Annotated in this window: 16 protein-coding genes; 10 read left to right on the plus strand and 6 right to left on the minus strand. The window is 39.1% G+C overall.

The window, feature by feature from the left end; translation table 11 throughout:
- Window positions 1-8: 8 nt before the first annotated feature.
- The gene (locus tag AC0UMU_RS06360; protein ID WP_278716491.1) at window positions 9-1,613 is read left to right on the plus strand and encodes a RagB/SusD family nutrient uptake outer membrane protein; all 1,605 of its coding nucleotides are present in this window, start codon (window positions 9-11) and stop codon (window positions 1,611-1,613) included.
- A gap of 17 nt (window positions 1,614-1,630) precedes the next feature.
- On the plus strand, window positions 1,631-2,434 hold the full coding sequence (locus AC0UMU_RS06365) for a SusE domain-containing protein (RefSeq protein WP_278716494.1): 804 nt from the start codon (window positions 1,631-1,633) through the stop codon (window positions 2,432-2,434).
- 94 nt (window positions 2,435-2,528) lie between these two features.
- On the opposite strand, the gene AC0UMU_RS06370 is transcribed toward AC0UMU_RS06365, so the two are convergent.
- Entirely contained in the window at window positions 2,529-3,590 is a 1,062-nt protein-coding gene (locus AC0UMU_RS06370) for an asparaginase (RefSeq protein WP_022600805.1), read from the minus strand.
- 678 nt (window positions 3,591-4,268) lie between these two features.
- Between AC0UMU_RS06370 and AC0UMU_RS06375 the strand changes: the two genes are divergently transcribed.
- The 3 genes from AC0UMU_RS06375 (at window position 4,269) to AC0UMU_RS06385 (ending at window position 9,569) form a co-directional block, all read left to right on the plus strand.
- Complete coding sequence (locus tag AC0UMU_RS06375) at window positions 4,269-7,337, plus strand: hypothetical protein (RefSeq protein WP_288641267.1); 3,069 nt, start codon at window positions 4,269-4,271, stop codon at window positions 7,335-7,337.
- Between the two features lie 32 nt (window positions 7,338-7,369).
- Window positions 7,370-8,785, plus strand: coding sequence for a DUF5723 family protein (locus AC0UMU_RS06380; protein WP_278716536.1), 1,416 nt, complete (start codon window positions 7,370-7,372; stop codon window positions 8,783-8,785).
- 118 nt (window positions 8,786-8,903) lie between these two features.
- On the plus strand, window positions 8,904-9,569 hold the full coding sequence (locus AC0UMU_RS06385; protein WP_278716537.1) for a hypothetical protein: 666 nt from the start codon (window positions 8,904-8,906) through the stop codon (window positions 9,567-9,569).
- Between the two features lie 137 nt (window positions 9,570-9,706).
- On the opposite strand, the gene AC0UMU_RS06390 is transcribed toward AC0UMU_RS06385, so the two are convergent.
- The gene (locus AC0UMU_RS06390; RefSeq protein ID WP_278716538.1) at window positions 9,707-10,612 is read right to left on the minus strand and encodes a glucosaminidase domain-containing protein; all 906 of its coding nucleotides are present in this window, start codon (window positions 10,610-10,612) and stop codon (window positions 9,707-9,709) included.
- Between the two features lie 152 nt (window positions 10,613-10,764).
- Here AC0UMU_RS06390 and AC0UMU_RS06395 point away from each other — a divergent pair, with 152 nt between their 5' ends.
- Both AC0UMU_RS06395 and AC0UMU_RS06400 read left to right on the plus strand, forming a co-directional pair.
- On the plus strand, window positions 10,765-11,247 hold the full coding sequence (locus AC0UMU_RS06395) for a cytidine deaminase (RefSeq protein WP_009318962.1): 483 nt from the start codon (window positions 10,765-10,767) through the stop codon (window positions 11,245-11,247).
- A 96-nt stretch (window positions 11,248-11,343) separates the two neighbouring features.
- Window positions 11,344-13,158, plus strand: coding sequence for a DNA polymerase III subunit gamma/tau (locus AC0UMU_RS06400; RefSeq protein WP_278716539.1), 1,815 nt, complete (start codon window positions 11,344-11,346; stop codon window positions 13,156-13,158).
- 36 nt (window positions 13,159-13,194) lie between these two features.
- Here the strand turns inward: AC0UMU_RS06400 and AC0UMU_RS06405 are convergent, their stop codons facing one another.
- The gene (locus AC0UMU_RS06405; RefSeq protein WP_278716540.1) at window positions 13,195-14,610 is read right to left on the minus strand and encodes a hypothetical protein; all 1,416 of its coding nucleotides are present in this window, start codon (window positions 14,608-14,610) and stop codon (window positions 13,195-13,197) included.
- A gap of 164 nt (window positions 14,611-14,774) precedes the next feature.
- Between AC0UMU_RS06405 and lpxB the strand changes: the two genes are divergently transcribed.
- The gene (gene lpxB / locus AC0UMU_RS06410; RefSeq protein WP_278716541.1) at window positions 14,775-15,908 is read left to right on the plus strand and encodes a lipid-A-disaccharide synthase; all 1,134 of its coding nucleotides are present in this window, start codon (window positions 14,775-14,777) and stop codon (window positions 15,906-15,908) included.
- A 45-nt stretch (window positions 15,909-15,953) separates the two neighbouring features.
- Here the strand turns inward: lpxB and AC0UMU_RS06415 are convergent, their stop codons facing one another.
- The 3 genes from AC0UMU_RS06415 to AC0UMU_RS06425 are packed head-to-tail and all read right to left on the minus strand — an operon-like array spanning window position 15,954 to window position 19,128.
- Window positions 15,954-16,973 (minus strand): ABC transporter ATP-binding protein, encoded by a 1,020-nt coding sequence (locus tag AC0UMU_RS06415; RefSeq protein ID WP_278716542.1) that lies wholly within the window; start codon window positions 16,971-16,973, stop codon window positions 15,954-15,956.
- Window positions 16,973-18,001, minus strand: coding sequence for an iron ABC transporter permease (locus AC0UMU_RS06420; protein ID WP_022389651.1), 1,029 nt, complete (start codon window positions 17,999-18,001; stop codon window positions 16,973-16,975). The genes AC0UMU_RS06415 and AC0UMU_RS06420 overlap by 1 nt, the downstream gene beginning before the upstream one ends.
- A complete protein-coding gene (locus AC0UMU_RS06425; protein ID WP_278716544.1) occupies window positions 18,001-19,128 on the minus strand; it encodes an ABC transporter substrate-binding protein in 1,128 nt (375 codons plus the stop codon). Before AC0UMU_RS06425 ends, AC0UMU_RS06420 begins: the two co-directional genes overlap by 1 nt.
- 113 nt (window positions 19,129-19,241) lie before the next feature.
- Between AC0UMU_RS06425 and AC0UMU_RS06430 the strand changes: the two genes are divergently transcribed.
- Both AC0UMU_RS06430 and AC0UMU_RS06435 read left to right on the plus strand, forming a co-directional pair.
- Window positions 19,242-19,565, plus strand: a complete 324-nt coding sequence (locus tag AC0UMU_RS06430; RefSeq protein ID WP_278716545.1) for a hypothetical protein — start codon at window positions 19,242-19,244, stop codon at window positions 19,563-19,565.
- A gap of 254 nt (window positions 19,566-19,819) precedes the next feature.
- Window positions 19,820-21,895: a TonB-dependent receptor gene (locus AC0UMU_RS06435; protein WP_278716547.1), complete on the plus strand. Its 2,076-nt coding sequence runs from the start codon at window positions 19,820-19,822 to the stop codon at window positions 21,893-21,895.
- Window positions 21,896-21,973: the final 78 nt, after the last annotated feature.

Here is a 21,973-nt window from a genome sequence, read left to right on the forward strand (position 1 = left end):
AATACGATATGAAAAAAACAATATATAACTGTCTTATTGCACTGTTCGTTGCAGGCTCATCTACTCTTGTATCGTGTTTAGGAGATCTTGACCTAAAACCCATCGATAAAAACCTGATCCAAGACTCCGATTTCAAATCACATCACGAATACTATACTCAGTTTTTGGCAAAAGTATATGCAGGATTAGCAGTTTCCGGTCAAGAAGGCCCTGCCGGAAAACCCGATATAGAAGGCTTCGATGAAGGCATGGCACAATATATCCGGTCATACTGGAATCTTCAGGAATTGCCGACCGACGAAGCTTTATTAGGTTGGAACGATGCAGGCGTACCCGAATTAAGCACTTCAAAATGGTCTGCTGCAAACGGGTTTATATATGTCATGTATAGCCGCATCTTTTTTCAAATAGCTCTTTGCAACTCTTTCTTAAAAGCGACGACACCTCAAGCTTTAGCTCAAAACGACATTACAGGAGAGCTTGCAGAACAAATATCCAAATACCGCTCAGAAGCCCGCTTCCTACGTGCATTTTCTTACTGGCATGCAATAGATATGTTCGGGAATGTGGCTTTTGTAACCGAAAATGAACAAATTATGGAAGCTCCTAAACAAAAATCGAGAGCCGAAATATTTCAATTTCTACTGAGCGAACTGAATGCCATCGAGAACGATCTGCCTGTAAATCCGGAATACGGACGTGCAGGGAAAGGTGCTCTATGGATGCTAAAAGCCAAATTATATTTGAACGCATCTGTTTACACGGGAGCTCCGATGTATTCCGAATGCGCTTCAACTTGCCAGCGAATTATCGGACAGTACGGAAGAGGTGCTAATCACGGATTGGCGCAAACATATAAATTTTTATTCTGTGCCGATAATGATCAATTCGCAAGAGGCGGAGAACAGGGTGAAATTCTGATGGTCGTCCCATACGATCGAGACCGGACGAGAACATACGGCGGAACGACATATCTTACTATCGGTGCTTATGGAGGCAGCATGGTAAAAGAAAATTATGGAGTCAATGACGGATGGGCAGGACCAAGATCGACATCAAATCTGGTAAAAAGTTTTGAAGACGGAGATTCCAGATATGCATTCTACAGCGACGGAGCAAATATCGAAAATACCGATCTGGGAAATTTTCAAGATGGGTTTGCCGTTACTAAATTTACGAATCTGCTTTCGACCGACTGGGAAAATACAAGCAAGCGTGCATACCCTTATCCGGACACGGACTTTCCCGTTTTTCGACTTGCAGATACCTACCTAATGTACGCAGAATGTGCCTACCGAGGTTATGGAGACCAGAATTTAGCCAAAACTTACATGAATTATTTGAGAACTCGGGCTGGTATCTCCACTTACACGTCTACTACGGACATTACTTTAGATGAAATTCTTGCAGAAAGGATGAGAGAACTTTATTGGGAGGGTCACCGACGCACCGATCTGATACGCTTCGGAGTCTTTACATCCGGAAATTATCTATGGGCATGGAAAGGCGGAGTACTGACCGGAAAATCTCTTGAAACCAAATATAATTTGTATCCGATTCCGGCAAAAGAAATAGCAGCGAATCCGGGTACTCAACAAAATTATGGATACTAAATAAACTTTATACGATTATGAATCATACGATAAAATACTGGCTATTTTTCAGCATCGGAATATGTCTGCTATTGCAATCTTGTAATGACGATAAATCTCCTGTATATGAATTTACAGCCGCTCCGGAATTAAGTCCGCTTGATAACTCCAGCCTTGTACTCAACGAAGAAGCTGAAAATTTCATCGCTGAAACATTTTCATGGAGTGCCGGGAAATACGGATTTCAAGCTGCACCTCTCTACACTCTCCAAATAGACAATACCGAGTCGTTTTCCGATCCTATTTCATTGGCAGAAACTCACAACTTGTACCTTCCTGTCAATGTAGGGAAACTAAACATGGCAACTCTGATTTTGGGAGGAGAAAGCGGTATTCCTCTCGAAACATACGTACGGTTGAAAAGCGAACTTACCTCCAACATTATCGTTTACTCCCGATACGTCACATTAGAAATTACACCATATCCTATGGTAATCGTCTATCCCAAATTATATGTTCCGGGATCTTATCAAGGATGGAACATTGCCAATGCTCCTACCCTGCTTTCTTACCGAATGAACAACAAATACGAGGGTTATCTGAATCTCATCGATGAAAATAATCCCGATGCACCGATTACATTCAAATTAACTACAGAACCGGTATGGAACAAAGGTGAAGAATATGGCAGCGGAGGCGCTCCGGGAACTTTAGCATTGAAAGGGGGCGATATTTCTATCTCTCCACAAGGTTATTACCACATAAGTGTCGATCTCAATACGCTAACCTATACTTTGACTCCGGCAACCCCGGGAGAAAAAATGACAACGACTGACAAATAAAATGCATCTTGGGAGGAGACGAGATGTATAAACTGAAAGAGCTGCTTACAACTCCGATAAGTTGCAGATGCAGCTCTTTCTTTATAAAAAACTTTCAAGCTTCTATCTGATCTTCCAAATGTTGGGTAGAATATTCACCGGTCAACGGTAAACGCATTCTGTCTTTCACCTCTTCCGAAGATAAACCATGCCCGAATAGAAACATCAGTTTCGTTATTGCAGCCTCCGTAGTCGAATCATATCCGCTTATTATCCCCGCTTGAGCCAACTTATTTCCAGGCCCATATAAACTCATCTGTACACTACCGCTGGAGCATTGAGTCACATTCACGATCACGATTCCCCGAGCAACCGCAGCCCTTAACATATCCAAAAACCAAGGTTTTGAAGGGGCGTTTCCCGTACCGTATGTTTCCAAAACGACACCTTTTAAATGAGGGATATTCAAAATACTATCTACCGTTTGCGGAGTAATGCCCGGAAAAATTTTAAGAATCACAACATTAGTATCCATTAAATAATGCGGTTTCAGCGGTTTGGGAACACGTACTTTGTTAATAAGATTATTGTCATACCGTATATGCATCCCGACCCGCGCCAACGCCGGATAATTCAGAGAACGGAAAGCATTGAAATTTTCAGCGCTAATTTTCGAGGTTCGGTTTCCTCTCATCAAATGATTTTGAAAAAAGATACACACTTCCGGAACAACAGGAAATCCGTTTTCTTTTGCCGCTGCAATCTCAATAGCTGTAATCAGATTTTCTTTTCCGTCCGTCCTCAGCATGCCGATAGGTAATTGAGATCCGGTCAGAATAACTGGTTTTGCCAGATTCTCAAGCATAAAGCTAAGCGCTGAAGCCGTATATGCCATTGTATCAGTTCCGTGCAGAACGACAAAACCGTCATAAGTATCATAATTGTCTGCTATGATTTTTACCAAACGAATCCAAGATGCAGGATCGATTTCCGAAGAATCTATCGGAGGTTCAAATTGAATTGATGAAATCAAAAAACCCAAACGCTTCAACTCCGGAACATTATCTAACAAATGATCAAAATTAAACGGCATCAAAGCTCCGGTCTCAGGGTCTTGTATCATACCGATTGTCCCGCCCGTGTAGATAATCAATACGGAAATTTTCTTTTCGGACATATTCCTCAGAATTATTTTCTGACAAAAATAGCAAATAATACCATAATAAATAACCTTTTGCCGGTTAAAATTATCACATATCGATTATACGAGTATTCATTCATAGCAAAAAGTCAATATCAATACCTAAACAGAAACTTAGGAACATAGCTTATTTTATTAAAGAGCTATCTAAATTTTGCCCAGGTAAAGTTTAAAAAGAATCCACAAGAACAGTCGTTTCCCCTTTCGACAGACTCCGGATACCGCAACATCATTATAATCCGGAAGAAACACAAAATTTACCTGGCTATCGTAAATTTTAAAAGCTCAAGAATCCGAAAACCATCCCCTTACAACCGAAACAAACATCTATAAGAAATAGCCCGATTAAATTTAAACAGGTTCTAATATTCATTTAGAAATCTTTATTGTAAAATTTCACAAATCGATTATTTTATATTTGAAAAAAAGGAGATCTCACAATAATACAAAACCAATGATCCGAAAACACGGAAAATCCAATAAATGAAAGATATATAAAAATTTCAATATTCATAAAGTTAAAAAGTTAATATACGGGATTATCCATAAAATTTTACAAGAATGTTACATTACTTAATAAAAAAAATACTATGTTTGCAAAATATTGATTTATATCAAATTTAAAATCACCAGTTATCAAAAATGAGATTACGCATGAATGCGAAGAAATTTACTATCGGCAAGATAATTATGTTATCTCTGTGCCCGAGTTTCCTTATTTTCGGATATTCCTGTATAGACAAAAAGTACGATCTTACCAAAGACATTTCTACAATCGTAGGAATTGGAGGAGAATTAGGATTTCCCTTAGGAGAAACCGAGACAAAACTTCTCAGCGATTTATTAAAACCTGAAGATATAGAAGATTTAACTACCGATGACGATCAATACGGTATCCACAAGAAAGAAAATGTAAAAGCTGATATTCCGACATTCGATCCGGTATCGATCAATGCTATAAATACATCTACCGACTTTAACATCTCGTTCGAAAAGCTGACAATAGATCCCATAAAGATCGATGAGAATCAGCCGGATATGTTGCTGAAAAAAAACATAATCGATAAACCTGAGATCACCCAGTCTTTTACAGGAAATGTATCCATGAAAATCTCGGAAAATGCTCCGATAAATGTTCCGAATAATGGAGAAGTCAGCATAATGGATAAAGAGTTTCGACTCGATGATCATCAGACTTCTTTTGTTGTTGCAAAAGGAAGTTGTCCTGTAGAAGTAACACACATTTCCAATATCAAATTCAAAGGTACAACCGCACAGCTGAAAATGGATATGGATCAGCTGAAAAATACACTAAATCTGTCCGAGGCAACCGTAACATTGAAAAATTTTACAATAACATTTCCCAATACATTCGAGATTTCAAACCCGACAAAAGGCTCATTAATAAATAGTCACACTTTGAGGCTCGACAATGTAAATCTGACACTAACCGATAACATAGTAAACTTCAATCTGGTAAGTTATAACAAGGAAATCGATGCTACACAAGGCGAATTTTCGGGATTTGAAGAATCGATCGACTATTCTCAATCAGGATATATCAGCATAAAAGGTATCACAAAAGGAGTTAATCTATCATCAATAGATGTCTCTATGCCTATAAGCATAAGCAGCTCCAATATCAATATCGATGATATGGATCTTACCATCTCAGATCTAAAAATAGATGTAGAACAGACAAATTTCAGTACCGATATCAAGGTTACCAATATAAACAAAGATGTAAAAAAGATAAACAAGGTATATTTTGACGACAATTCTATACTTACCTTAAAATCCGAACCTATTACTCTTGCCGGATTAGACCTTTCCGGAGGAGAGATAACTATTAACCTGAACGATCCGAATACCCCTTTCGAATTTGATAAAACAGGTAATACATGGAATGGAGATAATCTCGTCATTACGATCGATGAACTGAAAACCGGATTTACCAAACAAGTAAAATTAAAATCGATAGATCTCTCCCAAAAACAACTAAAGACCGAAACAGACGGAACAAAATCGTTGTCTTTCGAACCTCAATTTAAAGTTAATACTTTTACTACATATACTAAAGGCAATACGACATTCAAGAAAATAGAAAGTTTTAACAACAATTCGAAAATTGATTTCAAACTTCAGGAAAGTATCTTGAATATTGCTGATGCCGATGTCGAGACAGAATCGTTTACCGCCGATCTCGGAAATAATACAGCAAAAATAGAAGTTGATGAGACTGATGTTCCGAAAGAACTAAAAGCCCTAAAATGGGTTAAGCTGAAAGGGAACACTGCCGTAAATCTGCAAGCGAACATCAATATAACAGACGGAGCTGGAGATTTACAATTCGATGAATTGATAATCGATTTTCCTCAATACATCATTTTTGACGAGAATTCAGGTGTAATAAACTATACTAATCCTGAAACCAGAGAAAAAAGCCAACGCCTGATTTTGAAGAACCAAAAATTCTCCAAAGTTTCTGCTACTGAACGGACTTGGGAATATAATAATCAATTACATATTACAAAACTTGATTTCACAGACCGTGAATTTCAAAATATTCTGACAGAAGATCACAAACTCATATTACCTGAAAAGAATGCGGTAATAACCGGTCGAGCTTCCGTATCATCCGGAAACATCAACCTCGACGATCTTCAAAATCTAAATGTCAAAGCATCTGTAAATGTAGAACAGATGAATATACAACTGGCAGCCGGAGAAGTTAACGAAGACGTTATCTCCGATAATCCGCACACATCAATAAATTTAGGAGATCTTTCGGATTATCTGAAAGAAGGGTCAGCCTTGTATCTTCCAAATGCCAATTTCCAATTGACTGCGACAAACCCGATCGGAGTCCCTATCAACGTCGATCTGATTTTCACTCCCTATAAAAACGGAAATCCTTTAGCTTCAGGAGGATTAAGACCCGATAAAACCATGACCATCGCAGCTTATGACGATTTAAATCCTTCAGAAGAAGAAACCGCTAAAACTTCAAAATTTATATTAGCGACTCCCGAATACATAGCAAAAGGTATTCCTGAAGGATTCGAAGCAATTCCGTTCAGTCAACTGCAAAGCGTAATCAAAGACGTTCCGGACAGTATAGTCATAGACGCTATTCCGACACCCAAAGCCGTAGAAGGAGAAAACTGGCACACGGTAGATCTCTCAAAAGGAGGCTCTCAAGTACTGATCGACTGCAACGCAGATGTACCTTTCGTTTTAGGTAAAGATGTCAACATCGTATATAAAGATACGATCGATAACATACAAGATGATACAGACGACATTTTTGAAAAAGCGACAGCGAGCGAAATCTCGATAAAAGCGACCGTATATAACGGCCTGCCTTTAGAATTGGCATTGAAAGTTATCCCGCTATCGACAGGTTGTGTCAGCACTATCGATTCAAACGATCTATCTTTCACGTTCGACAACGGAAAAGAAGAAGGGTATGTTGCTGCAGGTACATATAATAGCGAAACAGGATCGACAAATACTTCTGAAACTACTCTTTTAATCAAAGTCAGAGAGAGAGAAGGCTCTGGAGCTTTAAGACGTCTGGACGGTTTGGAACTGTTAATTACAGGCGGATTGGGGGCAAATGAAGGTACTGTAGGCGGTGTTCCGCTAAAACCCAGCCAATCCATTAAAGCGAAAGTCGCCTTAAAGGTAAAAGGTATTCAAGCTGATATCGATAACTTCTAAAATCAATGTCGAACTCTTTACAAATACATAAAATGAAAAAGAAAATCATCATATTCATCCTATGTTTGGTCTCTGCAGGAGTATCGGCACAGACCTTGTATTCATCATATTTTTTAGAACGGATGCCTTATCGCCACAGATTGAATCCGGCTTTAATAAATGATTACGGATACTTCAGTTTTCCCGGATTAGGAAATCTCGATATTCAAATAAACGGCAACATGGCCTTATCTCACTTTTTGTATCCGTCAGGAGACGAATTATTAACAGGATTCCACCCGAGCATCTCATCAAACGAGTTTATAGGATCGTTAAAGAACCGAAACAACCTGAGTTTAAATATCGATGAAACGATTTTATCATTCGGATTTTTCGCATTTAACGGATTCAATACTTTTGATTTATCAGTAAAAAGCAGTACTGATATATTCTTGCCTAAAGACTTATTTGCCTTTTTGAAAAATGGCCAAACCGGAGAGGTTACTCAATACGAAATGAAAGATATACGGGCGAAAAGCAACAATTATGTCGAGCTGGCATTAGGACATGCTCACCGCATAAACGACAGGTTAACGATAGGGGCTAAACTGAAAGCGTTAATCGGTGCAGGGAATCTGGATGCAAGAATAGACCGCATGACTATGACATTATCCGATGAACGATGGATGATACACAGTAAAGGCATAGCCGACTTGTCTCTTGCCGGAGTGACCCTGGAAACCGACAGTAACGGTGAAATCGACGGATTCGATTTCGACACAGGAAAATTAGGAGTCGCCGGTATCGGTGGTGCTATCGATCTCGGTGCAACTTATAAAATCTTTGACAACCTTACTGTGTCCATGGCTTTAACAGATATAGGTTTTATCCGCTGGAATAAAAATAAAAAAGCAGAAACCCCTGAAGGAGAATTCGTATTCGACGGATTCAAACACTTAGGAGCTGAAGATGATGATAACGGCAATAACGCCTTTGACGACGAAACCGATAAAATCGGAGATGATCTCGAAGCTTTATTCAAATTTAAAGAAACTCGAGCTTCTTCCAGAAGTACTTGGTTGAAAACGACTATGAATATAGGGGCAGAATATGGCATTTTAAATAACAAAATATCATTCGGATTATTATCCTCGACCCGGTTCAGTACTCCAAAAACATGGACAAAACTGATGGCAACAGCTAATTTCCGCCCGGTAAAATGGTTCATGGCAGCACTTAACGGAGCGGTATCGAATACCGGATGCACATGGGGAGCTTTGATAAATTTATGCCCCAGAGGATTTAATCTTTTCTTGGGAGCTGATTACATCGCTGCAAAATATACTCCGCAATATGTACCTGTAAATACGACAAACATGAGTTTCAGTTTCGGTATAAATTTCCCGTTAGGAACCGACCCTAAACTGAAAAATAAAAAAGTCTATAATCCCGTACCTGCAGCATATTAATAAAATAAAAAAACAGAAACGGCAGATGATTTCGTCTGTCGTTTTCTCTTTAATATCTATAATCTCTCTGTTAAACAGTGAATATCAGCACTTTTTTAATTAAAATAAGATTAGAAATATGAAGAAACTCTTTTTATCAGCACTTATCGCGATTCTTTGCCTTTTATGGTACTACTATTTTATGAACAGCTCAAAAGAAGTTATAAATGAAGAACAGAAAGAGGTAGTTATAAACGTAGAAGAAGATGATGCAACTATGAAAAAAAGCACTCATCTTAAATTTAAAGGCGTACCCATTGACGGAAAATTGGACGAGTTTAAGTCACGCATGGAGCGCAAGGGATTCAAACATATAGGTACACAAGACAATGCAGAGATACTGCAAGGTGATTTTGCCGACTTCAAAGAATGTACGATCTATGTAAGTACACTCGATAATAAGGACTTAGTTTCAAAAATCTCCGTTATTTTTCCGGAACAAAAACAGTGGAAATACCTTTATGGAGATTACACGCATTTGAAAGAATTGTTGACAGAAAAATACGGCAAGCCATCAGCATGCACAGAAAAATTCCAATTTTTCCATGAACCTCGTAACGATAGCGAAAAAATGAGTTATGCCCTATTGGGAGGATGCCAGTACGAGAGTCGATTTACAACCGACAATGGTGAAATCACCCTTTGGATCGAACATGAAAGTTCCTTATCATGTTTCGTAATGCTTTCTTATAAAGATAAAGATAATAGCAACATCATTAGAGAACACGCAAAAGATGATTTATAATAAATTCTGAAGCACTCCAATACCAATATTATAACCAATTATTACTTAAGCTCCATCAAGAAAAAAGCGTCAAATATATCACATTCAAAATAGAGAGTAACCAAACTCCTATTGTCATGTGTTTAAGTAAATTGAAATCAACGAAGGATCAACACATCCCCTTCTGACGGGACATAGTCTTTATCTTTATGATTCATTTTATACAAATATTTCATACGAATGCCATAAATCTGAGAAATATCATGCATCGACTCACCTGCCGAAACGATATGTCGCGTATAGGCTTTGTCCGCTTTTTTATTCTTTTTCTCAAGATAAATCACCATTCCCGGATCTAAAGGATAATCTTTGGGAATCTCATTATAACTACACAGTTTTTTTACGCTGATACCGAACTCCTTCCCTATATTTTTAAGATTATCTCCCACACGAACTTCGATGTAATACAAGCCCGAAGAACGATACACCTGATGAGGCTTATATCCTACCGGCAATTTAGGAATTTCTTGAGAAGAACGCCCCTTACGGTCATATTGGTACAAATCATACAATTCTATAATCTGAATCAATTTACTTGCATACGCCTTATCGGTCGCATATCCGCAACGCTGCAAGCCTCTTGCCCAACCTTTATAATCGGTACTTTTCAGTTCAAATAACTGAGCATAACGCATATTCCGAGTCAAGAATAAAGAATGATCTTCGTATGAGTCTTTAGGATGCTTATATTTACGAAAGCACTCTCCTTTAGCATCATCATCGTGATAAACCCGAGCTCCGGTCCATTTATTGTGACATTTTATACCGAAATGATTATTCGATTTACGCGCTAATGTTCCTCTTCCAGCGCCAGATTCCAATAGCCCCTGAGCCAGAGTAATACTGGCCGGTATTTTATATTTTTTCTGATGACTGATTGCCAAATCCTTATACGTATCTATATACTGCATATAAAGACGATTCCGACTCTGAGCACTCACATCCCCCCCCCAAAAAACAGAAATGGCAAAAAGCGAAAACAGTGTTAATCTTTTAAAACTCATACTCAATATCCTTATTATAACTCGAAAAAAGAACGTAAAACTCGCACGAATATTTCAAAACTTCTTTATATTTGTATTATTACCGAATTATTTTACCAATTAGTGATAAGCATATATTCGAATAACCTTAACGCTATAAAATTAGTCCTGATATGAAAAAGTTAAATCTCGATACAAAGATAACAGTTTGTTCTTATGAAGAATTGAGCCCCGAAGAAAAAATTCTGATCGATCGGGCAAAAGAGGCGAGCAACCTCTCATACGCACCCTATTCTCGATTCCAAGTAGGAGCAGCAGCCCTACTGAATAATGGAGAAATAATACAAGGAAACAATCAGGAAAATGCCGCATATCCTTCGGGATTATGCGCAGAACGCGTAACACTTTTTTTCGCCAATGCCAACTATCCCGATATTCCTGTGAAAATGCTGGCATTGGCGGCTCAGACAGGCGGGAGCTACACAGACGGTCAAGTTGCTCCGTGCGGAGCTTGCCGACAGGTAATTTTAGAAACAGAAAATCGTTTTAATCAACCTATACGGATACTGATGTACGGTAAAGACGACATTTATATCGTAGATTCTATAAAAGCGCTATTACCGTTGCATTTCGATAAATCGAGTATGGAAAGATAAAATGAATTTCACTTTTTAAATTTTTTCAAGATACAAACCTGTTACTTTTTATTACTTTTGTAAATACAGAATTACAAGACAGAACTTTCAAGATAAATGGATAATTATATTGTTTCGGCACGGAAATACCGCCCGTCCACATTTCACTCCGTCATAGGACAAAAAGCGTTGACCCAGACTTTAAAAAACGCGATCAGTTCAGGGAAATTAGCTCACGCTTATCTTTTTTGCGGTCCGCGGGGAGTAGGAAAAACAACGTGCGCCCGAATCTTTGCCAAAACAATCAATTGTTTACATCCTACAGCCGATGGAGAGGCTTGTAACGAATGCGAATCCTGCAAAGCATTCAATGAACAGCGATCTTACAATATTTTAGAATTAGACGCTGCATCTAACAATTCGGTCGACGATATACGGCAACTGACCGAACAAGTCCGCATTCCGCCTCAAATAGGAAAATACAAAGTATTCATCATCGATGAGGTACACATGCTATCGACCGCCGCATTCAATGCATTTCTAAAGACATTGGAAGAACCGCCTCATCATGCACTATTTATATTGGCAACCACCGAGAAACACAAAATTCTGCCGACGATACTGTCTCGATGTCAAATTTACGATTTTCAAAGAATCACGACAGCCGATACCGTAGAACACCTGCAATATGTAGCTTCTCAAGAGGGGGTTGCCGCCGAACCGGAAGCGTTGAGCGTCATTGCCCAAAAAGCTGATGGAGGAATGCGGGACGCATTATCTATATTCGACCAAGTTGTTAGTTTTTCTAACGGAAACATTACTTATCAATCGGTGATAGAGAACCTGAATGTCCTCGATTATGAATACTATTTCAGCTTGACCGATACATTTTTACGGAATGCTGTTCCCGAAGCACTAATTCTTTTTGACAAAATACTGAAAAAAGGATTCGAGGCTCAATATTTTATAAGCGGATTAAGTAATCATTTCAGAGATCTGTTAGTCTGCAAAGATCCTATAACCCTACCTCTACTCGAAGTAGGTCCGGCAACAGCACAACGCTATGCCGAACAAGCGAAGCAATGCAGCAACGAGTTTTTGTATAAAGCAATCGAGTTGAGTAACCGATGCGATTTGAACTACCGGAACAGTAATAATAAAAAATTATTGGTAGAATTGACTCTGATACAGCTCTGCCAATTAACTGCGGCAAAAAATTCACAGCCTGAACAACAGCCAACGTTGCAAAAGGTTTCTCCTGCGGCACAGACTGTCCCCCAAAGAAGTTCTTCACCGATCCAGAATGCTCCGACAGAACAAAAGAGGACCGTTACGACAAATGCTACTGTCGCATCATCAGCCCAAACAAGCACCGGTACTCGGGCAACAGAAACAATACAGACCGATAAAACGGTGGTAAATAAAGCTCAATTAAACGAGTTACCGAATAATCAACATCCTGCACAAAAGCCGAAACCCCGAACGACTCCGATCCCTTCTATATCGATAAAAAAACCGATTATCGAAACAAAAGAACAGGTTCAGGAGACAAGGAAAGATGTGGACATGAATAATTCTTTCTCTGAAGAGGATCTGCAAAAAGCGTGGATTAAATTCACCAACACGATTCCTACCGAAACCGTTCTGGTGAATACGATGCGCACTTGTCCGCCTAAAATGCTGAATGCAACAGACTTCGAAGTTGTAGTCGATAACAAAGAACAGTTAGACCGGCTGAACGAAAGAGGAACGGACTTAATGCAATTCTTGAAAAAAGAATTAAAAAACACCCGTATCTCCATGCATCCAAGAGAAAGCGAGAAACAAGAAAAGCACAAGGCATTCAGCCAACGGGAACGATTTGACCTTATGGTTCAGAAAAATCCCAACATCATGCATTTAAAAGACAAATTCGGCTTAGAACTGGCATGACAATACCCCCAATAGGCTTTGACTAAGAGTGTATTTTTATTCTGTCGGAGTCATATACTGATAAGCGCCTACGTCCGGATTTACCCCTTCAGGGCGAGGATTGCCTAAAAGATCCGTACGTGTATTCTCATCGACAAATTCAGGATTTCCTGCTCTGTAAGCTGCCGAAGACTCTGAAGCCAATCTGAAATCATACTGATAGTTATCTCCCGTGGCCACAAACATAGGATCTCCATTCCATATACACTGAATGAAATTCTCATCGTCCGAACCATTCACCCTGAAAAGGCAAGTTTTAAAATAAATCTGGGTATTCAACAATTCTAAAGGCTGCATCAACGTGTTGTTACCGATAATAATACAATTTTCAAATGATGCTTTCAACGGCAAATTTTCTTCTGTCTGAGTATATCTGTCAAAAACCAATAAAGGGGATTTTATGACATCCATCAATTGAAAATAATTGGCAAATGTACAATGAACAAATTTTGCTTCTCCTCCCGACAAACTCATTAAAGCACCGCTGGCATTAGAAAATTGACAATTCCAGGCCTCAATCCTGCTTTCCGTCGAAGAAACCAGATTATTGCTGGAGTTATGAATCACCGAATTGCTGAATATGATTTTAGTTCTCGAAACATCAGACGAATCGATAACGATTCCGGTAGAAGTGCCCCTCATGGCAACATGGTCGAAACGGTTACCGTAACTGTCCGTATGGATACGAATTCCTCCCCACTGTCCAGGCAAATAGTCATACGGCAAATCAGCGAACATACGGTCGAGACGATCTCCTCGAAAAGTTACAGGACGCGAAGCCGTGCCGCGAGCGTCTATCTTTCCCTTAACCTCAAGCGTCGCCTTACTATGAAAATAAAGCGTAGTGCCTTCGGACAATGCCAAAGACGATGATGCCGGAATCACAAGACTGTCATAAACCAAATAAGGTTTTTCTCCGGTAAATACATTCTCTCCGTCCGGCAATACTTCACCCCGTAAAACATTGACATCTTGTCCGTATGCCTCTAATTTGACATCCTGACGAATTCCATTCGTAACAAATACGATAGAATCTTTTATCAATAGAGGAGAGTTTTGGTTTGTCGGATCGACATTTGCTTCCACAAAAACATATAAACTATCTTTACCCCTTATTTCCAAATCTCGTATTACCGGACCTTTAGAACCATCCACATTAATAAAAAATCCGGAATTAGCGGCATCCGCCAACGTAACGGACTCTATTTTCAACGATTTTTTCGCATGGTTATAAACTTTAAAAGATAGTGTAGCCGTACCGCGCTGCGTAAAAATCGTATCAAACTTTACAATGTTTGTAGAAAAAGTCAAACGATCGTTAGGATCATTCGAAAAACTCTCGTCGAAACATCCTGATAAAACAAATGAAAAAATGAACAGGACAAAAACTATATGGAAAATATTTTTCTTCATTGTTGTATATTAACGGAAAAATCCGGTTGTTATTGCAAAATATCAGATTAAGAGAAACAATATTCCGGAAACAAAGGTAATCAAATCGACAAAAACAACCTTATTTTCAGATAAAATGAGAAAGTTAATGTACATTTGTAAAAAGAATTTATACGATTTGCGCAATGAAGTATTATCTGATAGCCGGTGAAGCTTCCGGAGATTTACACGCCTCCAAACTTATGAATGCCCTTAAAAAAGAAGATCCGCAAGCTCAATTCCGTTTTTTCGGAGGCGACCTGATGCAGGCAGAAGGCGGAACACTGGTCAAACATTATAGTGAAATGGCCTATATGGGATTTATTCCCGTATTGCTGAATATCGACAAAGTACTGCACAATATTCGTTTATGTAAGTCAGATATAGAAGAGTTTCATCCTGACGTACTGATACTTGTCGATTATCCCGGATTTAACCTGAGAATGGCAAAATTTACTAAAACCCGGCTCAATATTCCGGTACATTATTACATTTCGCCTAAAATATGGGCATGGAAAGAGTATCGTATTAAGGACATTAAACGGTATGTAGATAAAATGTACTCGATACTTCCGTTCGAAATTCCGTTTTATCAAAAACATCATTATCAGATCGACTATGTAGGAAATCCCACTGTCGATGAAATGGCGGTGAGACCGTTTGCCGGTGAAAAGTTCGACTCTTTCATTTCCGAAAATAATCTTGAAAACAAACCTATCATTGCTCTATTAGCCGGTAGCCGGAAAGCTGAAATCACAGCAAATTTGCCGACTATGATCGATGCGGCCTCCTCATTTACAGATTATCAATTAGTCATTGCCGGAGCTCCGGGCATATCTCCCGATTTTTATCATACATTTATTTCAGGCAAACGGGTTTCCATCGTCTTTGAAAAAACATACAGATTGCTCCAACAATCCTCGGCAGCATTGGTAACTTCAGGAACAGCAACCCTCGAAACCGCTATACTGAAAGTTCCTCAAGTCGTATGTTACAAAATGGGAGGAGGAAAAATCGCATATAATCTTTTTAAGCATATACTGAAAGTAAAGTTCGTGTCGTTAGTAAATCTGATTGCCGACCGGGAAATCGTAAAAGAACTGCTGGTACATTTGTTCACTACGGAAAATGTAAAAAACGAACTGAACAAAATATTAAACGATCCGGACAAACGGAAACAGATGTTGCAAGGATATGCCGAAGTAGCCGAACGATTAGGAAATCCGGGTGCTCCTCAAAATGCAGCAAAAAAAATTGTCGCAACCATAAAAAGTTTATAAAAGGCTTTCGATCTACCGCTTTAAAGTGTATTTCGAATAAAATTTTCAAACTGAAAGATCACCGAGCGCTGTCTTCAAAGCAGCAAATGAAGACAGCGATAGTTCCTCTCCTCCTTTATACATCAGCCTGATCTTCTCAGGAGATACGAAAAGAAGGGAAATATCTGCATCGGGAGCTCCCGCAGGCAAACATTCATATCCCGCCCTCATCAGACAGTTACGAACCCAAAAAGCCATATTATCCGGAACTGAAATTGCAGCTCTCTTGTTTAACACGTATCGTGGGAAAAAACTCCCGGTAGAGACATCAAAATTTACGGACGAGTGAGAAAAAAGGTCACCGACTGCTCCGGATAGAACCATATCTTCCGTAACACCGCATTGCAATCCGTTCTGACGGGACAAAAGCCACAAGCGATCGCTCAATAACAATGCCTGTTCCATATCATGTGTCGAGAAGAGAATTGTCTTTTTTTCGGCAGTAGCAAGTTCACGCAATAAAGATATGATCTCTATACGACTCGGAACATCCAAAAAAGCCGTAGGCTCATCTAACAGTACGATAGGACACTCTTGAGCCAAAGCCTTAGCAATCATCACCTTTTGTCGTTCACCGTCAGAAAGTTCCGAAAAATAATCCGATGCCTTATGTTTAATGCCTACCCGATCGAGAGAATACTCCACGATTTTTTCATCCGAGCGGTTTAGCCGTCCGAAAAAACCGGTATAAGGATAACGTCCCAAAGCTACCAGTTCCCTGACTCGGAGTCCTCCCGCCAAAGAACGATCAGTCAACACCAGACCTATTCTTCGGGAAATTTCAGTTGCCGAATAATCATATAATGATCTTCCCTCTAAAAACAATGTCCCGGACAATGCCGGTTGCGAAGCGCCTAATGTTCGCAACAGTGTCGATTTCCCGGCTCCGTTAGTTCCCAACAGGCAAGTAAGTTCTCCCCGATAAAGAGAAAATGTCAAACTGTCATACAGTTCCTGACGTGCTTTACTCCCGTCTCGATAACCGATCGATAAATTTTCTGCTTCAATAACCGGTACTCTGTTCATCAATTGAAATATTGTATTTTCTTTTGGTTTACAATCACATAAATAATTACAGGTGCCCCCAACACCGGAGTTATTGCATTCAAAGGAATAATCCCTGCTTCTCCCGGAAGCACACACAACAAATTGCAAATCAATGCAATTACAGCACCGATAAGAATCGTTACCGGTAACAAGATTTTATGATTGGAAGATCCCAAAACAAGTCTGGCAATATGGGGTACAGCCAACCCTATAAAGGAGACCGGGCCGCAAAATGCCGTAACCACAGCAGTCAACAATCCGGTCGTTAATAACAATACAATCCTGACACGACGGACATTCACCCCAAGATTTTCGGCATATCTTTCTCCTAACAAAAGAGCATTCAAAGGCTTTATCAGCAATAACGAAAGAACAAGACCTACCGTAACGGCAATACAGAAAAAAGGTAATCTCTCCACCGATATTCCTGAAAAATCTCCCATTCCCCACAATGTATAAGAAAAAACATTTTCAGCCGTAGCAAAAAAATTCAACAGAGATATTGCCGAAGAAGTTATGTACCCCACCATAATCCCGACAATAAGCAACATTACGTTACTGCGTACGATCGTAGAAAAAAGAATAATAATGCCTAATATTAATACAGCTCCGATAAAAGCACCTGCCAAAACCGCCATCGTACCGGAAAGAGCGAATGACCCCAAAGAGCCTAACGAACCACCTAAAAACAACATCACCAAGGCTACTCCCAAACTCGCTCCGGAGTTAATTCCTAAAATCGACGGTCCGGCCAACGGATTATTGAATGCAGTCTGCAACATCAAACCTGAAACTGCCAAAGCCGCTCCGGCAAAAAATGCCGTAACCGCCTGAGGAAAACGAGACTGCAATACGATATAAGACCAACTGCTTTTCTCCACCTCATTTCCCAAACAAATATCCCAAACCGCACTCGCCGGAATAGAGACAGATCCCCAAAACAAATTTCCGATAAACAGGCAAAAAGCCAAAAACAATAATCCTCCGATATAAAAATAAGGCTTCATCACTTCAACAAGTTAAAATAACGAAGTGTATCACCGGGTAACAAATCCGGATGAAATATCAAAATAAAATCTCTCAACAAATAATCAGGATGTAAGGGAACTTCTTCATAAAAAGGCACTTTCGCACTATTACTACCCCACACATTCTTATCTTTAAACGCTTTGAAATTAGCATTAGCGGCATAATCTTTTCTCAAATCATCCAATGTCATATCCCGATCCCGATTATATTTTACCAGCCAAAAATCAGCCTGCTGAGCTTTGTCGAAGACAGCTTCGAAAGAGAGAGACATAGATCCCGTTTGCGGGACATCCTTCCAAAAATAATCTGCCCCCGCATCGGCAAAAAAACGTGCCATATAGCTATTTCCTCCGGGCACATACCAAACAGGACCGGTTTTCATCTCCGAAACAACGGTAGGGCGCTTAGAGACGTTCTCAACTTTCTCTTTTAAAGTAAGATATGACCTTTCCGTCTTTTCAAATATCGAATCAGAAAGCGATTCTTTTCCGAAAAACAACCCCAAAAAACGAATCCATTCGGCACGTCCCAAAGGCGTAGTTTCCATATAATCAACACCCTCTATAATGGGAATACCCAGTTTTTCGACTTTTCCGTAACCCATATTTTGAAAAGGAGAAGAGATTATCGCTTCAGGATTCAGATCTATAATTTTTTCTATATCCGGAGCATACGATTCTCCTAAATCTATAATTTTCCCTTCTGAGACACCTCTCTTTATTTCCGGAATAATTATATAACGAGATTCGCAAACTCCCGCAATATCGGAAAGATTTCCCAATTGCGCCAACATACTGCAATGCACCGATGAATACACGGCCACACGAGACAAAGGTGTACGTACGACTGTTCCTTCGGGCAAAGATGCCGGTAAAGAAGAAGTCTTCGGTATCAATATATATTTTTGAAGCAAGCGAGTCGTATCCCAAGGATCTCGCACCTGCACTTCCGTATAATCGGGAAAACGATTCACACGAAACATCTCTGCATAATTCACCCGATAAGAAGCCGTATCGGCCTCATTACCGGAAGAGGTATTTCCTTTTTTATTACAAGAAATTAATAAAGAAATTAAAATTAAACTGCCGAATATTTTATTTCTCATTTTTATATTTTTGATCTCCAAACTTAATGAAAATCTGTGGAATAATCTAAAAACATACACGAAATATATTGTATTTGTCTTTTTATATTTACCTTCGCAACCAAAGGATAACTATGGCAAAAGGAGGAAAACATATTGTATTAGCATGGCTTTTGATTGCATCACTAATGCCTGTACACATTGTGAAAGCTCTCCATTTCCACAATGTAACAGAAGATATTTCCTCCCATTCAAATATTCCACACAGCCATGATCCGGATAATTGCTGTATTTGCCAATTTTTCTTGTCTCCTTTTATCGAATCCGAACGAATACAAACAGACTTTATTCTTCCGGTTATTTCCTTTGAATGGATTTCATCTGAAACCAAAGTCCGTAATTCCTATATATGTTCTCTATCTATCAGAGCTCCTCCTGTATATTCTGTTTTCAGTTGATATAATTATTAAAGCATTAATCACCAAAGCTTGTTTAACAGCCTGTATAAATTTTATTCGGGTCAGGTTTAGGTGTTTCTTTCAAAGATGTTTTTCTGTCTTTACGAAGTTGATAACTAGCTATTTGACAAGTAAAAACGGGAAAAAGACCGAAAGAAAACACAAAAATGACCTGATATAATATTTTTTTGTTGGAAAATTTAGACCAGCTCTTAGAGTGACTGTTAAACAAGCCTTAAAAACAGAATAAAAAAATGAAAGCAATAAAAATAACATGTTTGTTGCTCTGGAGTATTTTATGCATACGCGCAGAGGAACAGGATAGTTGTGTACACCTAAAAGAAATCACTGTTACAGGACTCACAGGCAGTACACACATCAAACAAATACCGTCTCCGATATCCATTATAAATCCCGAATTTTTAAAGACACACCAATACACCAACATCATCGATATTATTGCCAAACAGCCCGGTATATCTCAAATAACGACAGGTAGCGGAATATCTAAACCAGTTATTAGAGGATTAGGTTATAACAGAGTACTGGTCGTAAATGACGGTATCCGTCAAGAAGGTCAACAGTGGGGAGATGAACACGGAGTCGAAATCGATGCGCAAAACATACATTCCGTAGAAATACTGAAAGGTCCGGCTTCTCTAATATACGGTTCGGACGCTATGGCTGGAGTATTGATTTTCCATGATAAACCGATTTTATCTCCGGGAGAAATGAAAGCCAATGTCTTTAGCGAGTATCAAACGAATAATGGACTGTTTAACTATTCCGTAAATTTTGAAGGAAACAAGAAAGGATTTATATATAATTGGAGATACTCGGACAAGATGGCGCACGATTACAAAAACCGGTATGACGGTTATGTTCCGAATTCCCGTTTTCGTGAACGGGTTCTTTCCGGGATGTCAGGATTAAATAAGGATTGGGGATATTCCAGACTGAAATTAAGCTATTATCATCTCACGCCGGGAATAATAGAGGGTGAACGTAATAACGAAACCGGAGAATTGGAAAGCTCGAGCGGAGGCAAACATTACGGCAAGCAACTTCCGTTCCAACAAGTACGTCACTATAAAGCCGTATTAGATAATTCCTTTTTTTTAAAATCCGGAACTTTAAAAATTATTGCTGCTTATCAACAAAATCGCAGGCAAGAATATGAAGAGAGTAAAAATGAATGTGGTCTCGATTTTATGTTGCATACCATAAATTACGATGTACGTTATATTTTGCCTGAATACAATGGATGGAAAACAAATGCAGGTATTAACGGCATGTATCAAAAGTCTCTGAACAAAGGCGAAGAATTTCTTATTCCGGCATACGATCTGTTTGATTTAGGGACATTCATAACTGTTAGCAAATCAATGTTCCAACGTCTTCATTTAACCGGAGGACTCCGTTTCGATATCCGACACTTGCATAGTCATTCTCTTATGGATGGAGAAAAAGAACGTTTCATTGCTTTTTCCCGTACATTCAACGGTTTAACAGGAAGCATCGGGGGCATTTATAATGTCTCGGAAAAGTTAAACATAAGGCTTAACGCATCACGAGGTTATCGTGCACCGAATCTGAGCGAACTGGGCAGTAATGGAGAACATGAAGGAACTTTGCGCTATGAAATCGGGAACAAACGACTTAAGCCCGAATACAGTTGGCAATTTGATGCCGGAATAGACTACTCGTTCGAACGTATGTCTTTTCAACTTTCATTATTTGCCAACCGCATAGATAACTACATTTTTATACAAAAATTGGAAAATATACAAATCGAAGATGTTCCCGCTTATCGATATACTGCGGGCAACGCACGCATAATGGGAGGTGAGGCTCGCATCATCATACATCCAGTCCGCCATCTACATTTCGAGAATTCTTTTTCCTATATAAATAGCGTACAATTACATTCGCCCGAAGAAAGCAGATTCCTCCCATTTACTCCTGCACCACGCTGGCTTTCGACCCTGCACTATGATATCAATACAAACAGCAAACTATTGGATAATACATATATAGAGGTCGAAATGGATTATAATTTCAAACAAAACCATGTATATAGAGTAAACAACTCAGAAACACCGACACCGTCATATACCTTATTCAATATGTCGGCCGGTACAAACATAACATATCGTAAGAAAAACCTTTTCTCATTTTATATTATGGTAAATAACATATTCAACAAAGCTTATCAAAATCATCTAAGTAGATTGAAATATGCCGACACCAATGTCATAACAGGCAGAAAAGGGGTTTTCAATATGGGAAGAAATATCGGATTCAAAATACTTGTTCCGATCAATCTATAAAAAAGATTCTGACCTCATTATGCCGGCAATAAAGACTTCATTGTCGGCATAATTATAAGTATCTGCATAAACTTCTAA

It is taken from the genome of Coprobacter fastidiosus, assembly GCF_982245605.1.